This window comes from Brevundimonas sp. (assembly GCF_016463295.1).
Lineage (GTDB): Bacteria > Pseudomonadota > Alphaproteobacteria > Caulobacterales > Caulobacteraceae > Brevundimonas.
This window is the reverse complement of the sequence record NZ_JAEMRO010000095.1, coordinates 1-7,155: the sequence shown is the minus strand read 5'-3', so window position 1 is coordinate 7,155 and position 7,155 is coordinate 1. Positions and strand designations below refer to the sequence as shown.

5 protein-coding genes and 1 pseudogene are annotated in these 7,155 nt (G+C 66.3%); 3 read left to right on the top strand and 3 right to left on the bottom strand.

Translation table 11 applies throughout. From position 1 onward, the window contains the following. Positions 1 to 133: 133 nt before the first annotated feature. The gene (locus JHC81_RS12920; protein ID WP_292175321.1) at positions 134 to 1,282 is read right to left on the bottom strand and encodes a hypothetical protein; all 1,149 of its coding nucleotides are present in this window, start codon (positions 1,280 to 1,282) and stop codon (positions 134 to 136) included. 146 nt (positions 1,283 to 1,428) lie between these two features. Continuing rightward, positions 1,429 to 1,689: a succinate dehydrogenase assembly factor 4 gene (locus JHC81_RS12915; RefSeq protein ID WP_292175320.1), complete on the bottom strand. Its 261-nt coding sequence runs from the start codon at positions 1,687 to 1,689 to the stop codon at positions 1,429 to 1,431. Positions 1,690 to 1,765: 76 nt separating this feature from the next. Between JHC81_RS12915 and htpX the strand changes: the two are divergent. Then, positions 1,766 to 2,737 (top strand): annotated as a pseudogene (htpX, locus tag JHC81_RS12910) (zinc metalloprotease HtpX); the annotation flags it as partial. Between the two features lie 18 nt (positions 2,738 to 2,755). Here htpX and dapF read toward each other — a convergent pair. Then, positions 2,756 to 3,631 carry a diaminopimelate epimerase gene (dapF, locus tag JHC81_RS12905; protein WP_292175323.1) on the bottom strand — a complete coding sequence of 292 codons (876 nt, stop codon included), beginning with the start codon at positions 3,629 to 3,631 and terminating at the stop codon, positions 2,756 to 2,758. Positions 3,632 to 3,688: 57 nt separating this feature from the next. On the opposite strand from dapF, the gene JHC81_RS12900 reads away from it, so the two are divergent. Next, positions 3,689 to 4,504: a potassium channel family protein gene (locus tag JHC81_RS12900; protein WP_292175318.1), complete on the top strand. Its 816-nt coding sequence runs from the start codon at positions 3,689 to 3,691 to the stop codon at positions 4,502 to 4,504. A gap of 114 nt (positions 4,505 to 4,618) precedes the next feature. Continuing rightward, positions 4,619 to 6,799, top strand: a complete 2,181-nt coding sequence (locus JHC81_RS12895) for a prolyl oligopeptidase family serine peptidase (RefSeq protein ID WP_292175316.1) — start codon at positions 4,619 to 4,621, stop codon at positions 6,797 to 6,799. Positions 6,800 to 7,155: the final 356 nt, after the last annotated feature.

Here is a 7,155-nt window from a genome sequence, read left to right as displayed (position 1 = left end):
GCATAGAAGTAAATGGTGAACTTGCAGAGGTTTTTCTCGGCAACGGGCATTAGGAACGGGTGTGATACTTTTGGGAGCGACGCATAACTCAACTTCTGCAACACCAGAACTGCTTGCAGTGGAGTCTTGGACTTCAATGCATTTTTGGTCTTTCCTGCGTTCTTGGAGGGGGCGGCGGAGCCACCTCGCCCTGCAGGCCGTAATACTGGTTCGGCGTCAGCGGCGCCTCATACTGGTGGCGCTCGATATAGACGTCGGGTTGCTGGACCTGGACGTCCGACTGGCGAACGTAGACGTCGGGCTGCTGGATGCGAACCTCACGCTCCATATGGACGCGCGGGGCCTCCATATGGACCTGCGGCGGGGCCAGATGGACCTGCGGCTGCGGTACATGCACCTCGGGAGCAGCCACATAGACGTCCGACGGCGCGACATGGACCTGCGAGGGTTCGACGTAGACCTGCGACGGCTCGACATAGACCTGGGCGGGCTGGACATAGACCGGCGGGGCCTGGACGTGCACGGGCGGGCCCTGAACATAGACGGGCGGCGACTGCACATAGACCGGCGGCTGTTCGATGTAGACCGGCGCGGGCTGATAGTGGTGGCGATAGTCCGCGAGGTAGTCGTCGCGGTACTCGTCACGATAGCGCGGACGCTCGACATAGTGGCTGCTGCCGGAAGACCGCTCCTCATAGCGCTCCTCGTAGCGGCTCTCGCTGTAGCCATAGCGGCCGCCGCGCTGCTCATAGCCGTAACCGCCCGAGCAGGTGGTCGAACCGGGCTGGGGCCGACGGCCGAAGCCACCCAGGACGTAGCCATAGGGGCCGGTGCGGCAGGTCGAGCCGCGATAGGGCTCCTCGGCATAGACCGGCCCGCCGAAATAACCGCCGTAGCCGCCTTCGGAATAGCCGCCGCCACCGCCGATGCTGGTTCCGCCATAGTTGGTGCCGCCGCGCACGCTGCGGACGTCATAGCTGCGTGCGTTCAGATAGCCGCGCGCGCCGCCGAAGCTGTTCGAATTGGCATTGGCGTTCGCGTTCGCGTTCGCATTGGCGTTCGCATTGATATTGACGTTGTAGTTGAAGTTGCCGGTCGGGCGACCGGGATGGCCTCCACCCGGATGACCCCCGCCGGGGTGCCCACCGCCGCCGCAGCTGTTGCAGCCGCCGCCACCCCCGGGATGTCCGCCGCCGCCGCCGCGCGGGCCACCGGCCAGGACGGGCGTCGCCGCCATCAGCATCAGGACAGCGGCACCGGCCGCCACAGTAAGGTTTCGCATCGCACAGGCTCCAACTCAGGAGCCTGTCCTAGACACGTCCGACAGACGATTCTCGCGCTTGCACCGAGCGGGGGAAGGTCGGGTTATGGTTTCCCCCAGAGGCGTTGAATTTAACCTTTTCCGTTCAGAGACGGGGCAAAACGGCCTCAGAAATCGATGGCCAGACCTTTCTTCTCCCAGTCGCCATAGCGGGTCGGCTCGGGGCCGGTCGGCCCGCCATGTTCAGGGGCCAGATCGCCGCCGGCCTCTGCCGCGCGACGATCCGCCGCTTCCAGCAGGGCGCGCCGCGCGACCTCGCTCAAAGGCCGCTCCGGCGTCGCATGGGGCACGTCGGCATTGAAGACGGGGGCTGGCTGGTCGTCGTTGGCGACGTCGTCCGGCGCGGCAGGGGTGGGGTGATCGGTCACAGCGCGGGCTCTTGAGACAGGGCGTTCATGGCCGCACCTTAGCGGACTGCATCCGCAGTGCCCATGACGTGACCTTATGAACCATCTGAAGACCTTTATCCTGCTGGCCGTCCTGACCGCCCTCTTCGGCGGGCTCGGCTACATGATCGGTGGTGCGACCGGCATGCTCATCGCCCTAGTGCTCGCCGGCGGCATGAACCTGATCAGCTACTGGAACGCCGACAAGATCGTGCTGAAGATGTACCGTGCCCAGCCGGTCGACGAGCAGCACCCCAATGCGGTGGTCCGCACCTATGTCGCCGATGTGGTCCAGATGGCGCGCGACGCGGGCCTGCCCCGGCCGATGATCGCCATCATCCCCAATGACCAGCCCAATGCCTTCGCCACCGGTCGCAATCCGGCGAATGCAGCCGTCTGCGCCACCACCGGCCTGCTCGACCGGCTGACCCGCGACGAGATTCGCGGCGTGATGGCGCACGAACTGGCTCATGTGAAGAACCGCGACACCCTGACCATGACCGTGACCGCGACCCTGGCCGGAGCCATCGCGGCCCTGGCCAATTTCGCGCTCTTCTTCGGCGGCGGGGACGACCGCGAGCGTCCGGGCGGCATCATCGGCACCCTGGCCCTGATGATCCTGGCCCCCATGGCGGCCGGTCTGGTCCAGATGGCCATCAGCCGCTCGCGCGAATACGAGGCCGACCGCGTCGGGGCCGAGATCGCAGGCGACCCTCATGCCCTAGCCGATGCTCTCCAGAAGATCGACAACCACGCCCGCGGCATCGTCAACACGACCGCCGAGCGCAATCCGGCCTCGGGCCAGCTGTTCATCATCAATCCCCTGGCAGGGCGCGGGGCCGACAATCTGTTCTCGACCCACCCCGCGACCGGCAACCGCATCAAGGCTCTGATGGAACTGGCGGCGAAGGTCGGCCAGCGCCCGCGCCCGCGCCCGGTCGCCAGGGTTGCGCCGGTGGAGCGGTCACAGGTTCGACCGGCCACGACCAGTGTGCCGACGACGTCGCAGGTTCGCCCACAGGCCCGCCAAGGCCCCTGGGGCTGACGCTCACAGGGTCAGGGTGCCTGTCCGCTCGACCGCGACCGGCCCGGTCATGAAGACGTGGTCCGAGGCTTCGTCCCAATCGATCTGCAGCAGGCCGCCATCGACCTCGACCGCCGCGTGCCGCCCGGTCAGCCGTCGCCGCGCCGTCGCCACCAGGGCCGCACAGGCCCCCGTGCCGCAGGCCCTGGTCAGCCCCGCCCCCCGCTCCCAGACCCGCAGGCGGATGCGGTCCGGCGCGACCACATGGGCAAAGCCGACATTGACGTCTTCCGGAAACAGCGGGTGATGCTCGATCAGCGAGCCCGAGCCGCGTACGAAGCCGTCGTTCGGCGCATGGTCCATGAAGAAGACCACGTGCGGATTGCCCATCGAGACGGCGCCCGGCGTATGCAGCACCGGATCGTCGATCGGCCCGATCTGCAGCTCGATATTGCGGGTGTCCATCTCTTCGGCCAATGGCACCTGGGTCCAGTCCAGGCGCGGCGGACCCATGTCGACTTTTATCTGGGCCGCGCTCGTCGACCCTTCGGGATCTCCCGACCCGACGCGGCCTGGGACGCTCCACGCCGTCGTCGGGCCGCCCAGGGTGTCGATGGTCACCCTGTCCTGACCCGTCGACTGCATCATCAGCCAGCCGACGCAGCGCAGCGCATTGCCGCAGGTCTCGACCTGGCCGCCGTCGGCGTTCCAGACCCGCATGAAGACATCGGCCGTGTCGCTGGGCTCCAGCGCAATCAGCTGGTCGCAACCTTCGCCCGTCTCACGATCGGCGATGGCGCGCACCTGCGCCTCCGTCGGTGCGAAGGGCGTCTTCAGGGCGTTGACGACGACGAAGTCGTTGCCGGCACCGTTCATCTTGACGAAGGGGATGGTGGCCATCTGCGTCATATAGGAGAAATCATGGCGTTCGTCAGCGACCGTGCCTAGGTTGCGCCCATGACGACCGACGCGGCCCCCGACACGGCAGGACAGAAATCGGAAGGATGGCGCCTGCGCGCCCGCCTGCGCGCGCTCTATCACGGCTCGTCACAGACGGCGGTGCGGTTCCGGCTCGGCGTCCTGATCATCGATCTGATCATCGTCGCCTTCTTCATCGCCGCTCCCCTGCTGAAGGAGGGCGGGCTGGTCTTCTACATCATCGACTATGTCATCGCCGCTATCCTGGCCCTCGATCTGGCGGCCAGGGCCTTGTGCTATTCGGACATCAAGGACTGGCTGAAGAAGCCGATCGTCTGGATGGACCTGTTCATCCTGGCGACCCTGCTGTTCCCGGCCTGGCTGTTCAACCTGGGCTTCCTGCGGGTCCTGCGCCTTTGGACCCTGGTCAATTCCGAGTTCTTCTGGCGGACCATCGGGCGGCGCTACGACGACACCCGGATCGAGGATCAGGTCAAGGCCCTGACCGCCCTGGTCACCTTCATCTTCGTGGCCACGGGCTTCGTCTACACCAGCTTCGTCGGCACCTATGAGGGTATCAGCGGCTATATCGACGCCCTGTATTTCACGGTGACCAGCCTGACGACCACCGGCTATGGCGACATCCTTCTGCCCGGCAACTGGGGGCGGATCGTCTCCATCGTCATCATGCTGACGGGGGTGACCCTGTTCGTGCGGCTGGGCCAGACCCTGCTGCGGCCGCACAAGGTCCGCTTCCCCTGCGAGCGTTGCGGGCTTCAGGTGCACGATCCCGACGCCGTTCACTGCAAGGCCTGCGGCAATATCCTGTGCATCCCGGACGAAGGTCATCACTAGCGGCTTCATGACAAAACCGTAACCTCGCCCGCCTGCGCCTTGCCGCGCGGGGGCCCGTCGTTAAGGTGCCCCGCCGACCTATCGTGCCGACTTATCGTTCAGGGGACTGTCACCATGATCCGCACTGCCGCGCTCGCCGCCCTTCTCGCTTCCACCGCTATATCGAGCGCCGCCATGGCCCAGACTGCTCCCGCACCCGCCACACCGAGCGCGACCGTCAGTGGCGGCTTCGCCACCTCCGACGCGACCGACCCCTATCTGTGGCTGGAAGAGGTCGAGGGCGAGCGCGCCATGGAATGGGTCCGCGCCCAGAACGAGCGCTCGCTGGGCACGCTACAGGGCGACCCCCGCTATCAGACCCTGCACGATCAGGCGCTGGAGATCGTCCAGTCGCGCGACCGCATCCCGGCCCCTGGCTTCAACCACGACGGCACCATCGACAACTTCTGGCAGGACGCCACCCATGTGCGCGGCATCTGGCGCACTACGACCCTGGACAGCTACCAGACCGCGGAACCGCAATGGGAGACCATCCTCGACATCGACGCCCTGGCCACGGCCGAGGGCAAGAACTGGGTCTACAAGGGCGCGACCTGCCTGCCGCCCGAAGAGACCCGCTGCCTGATCAGCCTGTCCGACGGCGGCAAGGATGCGGTGGTGGTGCGCGAGTTCGACCGTGCAACCCGCACTTTTGTTGACGGCGGCTTCAACCTGCCGGAATCCAAGGGCGGCGCGGCCTGGATCGATGCCGACACGCTTCTGGTCAGCCGTGATTTCGGCCCCGGATCCCTGACCACCTCGGGCTATCCGATGATCGTCAAGGTGCTGAAGCGCGGCCAGACCATGGATCAGGCCACGACCGTCTTCACCGGCCAGCCGGCGGACGTGTCCGTCTCGGGCTATGCCCTGCGCGATGCCGACGGCGTCATCCAGGCGACCCTGATCAATCGCGGCGTCAGCTTCTATGAGGGCGAGACCCACCGCCTGAACGCCGACGGCACGACGACCAAACTGGAGCTCCCCGCAAAGTCGAACATCAACGCCCTGGTCCAGGGCCAGTTGGTGATCACCACCGATCAGGACTGGACCGCCCCCTCGGGTCAGGACTTCAAGACCGGCGACGTCATCGCCTGGGACCTGCAGCGCTGGCTGGCCGACCCCGCTACCCCGGCGCAGCTGATCATCCGGCCCACCGAGCGCGAGGCCATCGAGGGCATCACCGCCACCCGCAACCGCCTGATCGTGGCCCTGTACGAAAACGTGCGCGGCGGAGTCTATGTCTATGAGCCCAGCGCCACGGGCGAGTGGTCGCGCACCCGCATGGACCTGCCCCAGAACGTCTCGGTCGGCGTCGGCTCGGCCTCCGAGCGGGACGACAAGATCTTCGTCAGCGTGACCGGCTATCTGAACCCGTCCAGCCTGTATCTGGCCGATGCGTCAACGGGTCAGGCGGTGGTCAGCAAGTCCCTGCCGGCCAAGTTCGACGCGACCGGCATGACGGTGGACCAGTTCGAGGCCCGCAGCGCCGATGGCACGATGATTCCCTACTTCGTCGTCCACAAGGGCGACATGGCCATGGACGGCTCTAACCCCACGGTCCTGTACGGCTACGGCGGCTTCCAGTCGTCGCTGTTGCCCGGCTATTCGGCCACGGTGGGCAAGCTGTGGCTGGAACGCGGCGGGGTCTATGTCATCGCCAACACCCGCGGCGGCGGCGAGTTCGGCCCCCGCTGGCACCAGGCCGCCCTGCAGGAAAACCGCCAGCGCGCGCATGAGGATTTCCAGGCTGTCGCCCAGGACCTGATCGCTCGCAACATCACCTCCCAGCCGCATCTGGGCATCATGGGCGGCTCGCAAGGGGGCCTGTTCATGGGGGCGATGCTGACCCAGCGTCCGGACCTGATCAACGCCGCCGTCATCCAGGTGCCCCTGTTCGACATGCTGCGCTTCCACAAGCTTCTGGCCGGGGCCAGCTGGATCGCGGAATACGGCAACCCCGACATCCCGGCCGAGCGCGCCTGGATCGAACAGTATTCGCCCTATCAGCGCCTCGCCGCCGGCCAGCCCTATCCGGAAGTCTTCATCCACACCTCGACCAAGGACGACCGCGTCCACCCCGGCCACGCCCGCAAGGCCGCAGCCCGTCTGGAGGAACTGGGCTATCCGGTGCTGTTCTATGAAAACGTCGACGGCGGCCACGGCGCGGCGGCCAATCTGCGCGAGACGGCGCGGCGACTGGCTCTGGAATACACCTATCTGTCCCGCCGCCTGATGGACACGCCGGCGGAAGATTGACGAAACCATCACCTCCCCATTCGCGCAGGCTAATGGGGAGGACAGGTCGGCGCGTTTGCGACGACCAGGAGGGGGCGGCACAGGCGGTTGCCTCTGGCACACGACGGCCACCGCTAGAGCTGCCCCTCCTGGCGTCCTTCGTCCGCCTGTCCTCTCCATCGGCCTACGCCGACGGAGAGGTGAACGAGAAATCTAACGGAGTTAGAGAATGAACCGACTGATCCTGTCCGCCGCCATTCCGGCGCTTCTGCTCGCGGCCTGCGCGACAGGACCTCAATCAGTCCCGGCGACCTGTGTGCCAGGAACAGATCCTGGCTGCTACTCAATCAGCCTTATTGACCCAGTCGCCCAAACCC